We start from the raw sequence: 1,528 nt of genomic DNA on the forward strand, positions 1-1,528 counted from the left end.
CGGGCCGGCCCGCGCCGGCTCAGGCGTCGCCAGGGTGACCCGGTCCCGCCCGGCATGCTTGGCCGAGTAGAGCGCCAGGTCGGCGCGGCGCAGCAGCGGGGCCAGGTCGGATTCGCCCGGCCGCGCCTCGGCGATGCCGAAGCTGGCGGTCAGCCGCCCCTCCGGCGCCGCGCCGCGCGGCAGGTCGATGGTGGCGAGCGCCTGGCGCAGCCGCTCGGCCAGGATCAGCGCCTCGGCGGCGCCGGCGCAGGGCAGCGCCACGGCGAATTCCTCGCCGCCCAGCCGGCCGAACAGGTCGCCCTGGCGCAGCACCGCGGCGCAGCGCTCGGCGGCCAGGCGCAGCACGGTGTCGCCGGCGGCGTGGCCGGCGCTGTCATTCACCGCCTTGAAGTGGTCGAGGTCGATGGCCAGCAGGGTGAAGGGCCGCGCCGCCGCCGCGTGCTCCTGCAGCGATGCCGCGGCCCGCGCCAGGAAGCTGCCGCGATTGGCCAGCCCGGTCAGCGCGTCGGTCTCCGCCTGTCGTCGCAACGCCTCGGTGCGCTCGGCGATGCGCCACTCCAGCAGGCGGTTGCTGTCGGCCAGCGCCGCCTCGGCCTCCCGCCGTTCGCTGACCAGGGCCAGGAGCGTCAGGATGTTCATGGCGCAGAGCACGATCAGCATGCCGACCGACTGCATCGGGTTGGCGACGCCGCCCGACTGGAACGGCCCATACCCCGCCACCGTCCCGGCCGAGGCGATGACACAGAGCAGCGTCAGCAGGGTGTAGGCGGCGCGCAGCGAGATGCGCAGCGCGATCCAGGACAGCGGCACCGCCAGCAGGAAGACCAGCTGGGCGGAGGGCAGCCCCTCCGGCAGGCGCAGGCTGAACACGGCGACGGCCAGCAGCGCGGTGCCGAGCCAGACGGCGCCATCCAGCAGCGCCAGCCGCGCAACGCCGCCGGGGGTGCGCTCCAGCCGCAGCCAGAGGATCAGCGAGGGGGCGAAATAGAAGGTGCCGCCGGCATCGCAGAGCAGCCAGGCGCTCCAATGCCCGGCCAGCGCCTCGGCCGGCACGCCGCCCAGCCACCAGAGCGCCAGCGTGCCGATGCTGGCGGTGATGGCGGCGTGCAGCAGCACCGCCCCGGCCAGGAAGGCGACGACGCCGCCGAAGCGGGTGAACAGGCCGGTGGGCGGGCGGAAGCGGCGGGTCAGCAGCGCGCCGGCCAGCGGCCCCAGCGCGTTGCCGAGCGAGATCAGCGCCGCCATTTCCGGTGTCGCGCCATAGACCATGGCGTTGACCAGGAAGGAGCCGGCGAAGATGCCGGGCAGGCAGCGCAGCCCGCCCAGCATGGCGGCGGTGGCGGCCAGGCCGGCGGGCAGCCAGATCGGCGCCGGGAACAGCCCATAGGCGGCGAAGAACCGCCCGACCGCCCAGCCCAGCGCCAGATAGGCCAGCATCACCGCCAGATTGGCCACGCACCAGAAGCCCAGGCTGCGCTGCCGCGTCCAGGGCGCGGCCCAGGGCCGGCGCAGCAGCGCCAGCAGCAGG

General features: G+C 75.4%; 1 protein-coding gene. It reads right to left on the minus strand.

All coding sequences use genetic code 11. The annotated features are described in order from the left end of the window. A partial coding sequence (locus tag HMPREF0731_RS20300; RefSeq protein WP_007006098.1) for a GGDEF domain-containing protein occupies positions 1–1,528 on the minus strand: 1,528 nt, incomplete at both ends.

Origin of the sequence: Pseudoroseomonas cervicalis ATCC 49957, assembly GCF_000164635.1 — a bacterium.
In the GTDB taxonomy this organism is placed as follows: domain Bacteria; phylum Pseudomonadota; class Alphaproteobacteria; order Acetobacterales; family Acetobacteraceae; genus Pseudoroseomonas; species Pseudoroseomonas cervicalis.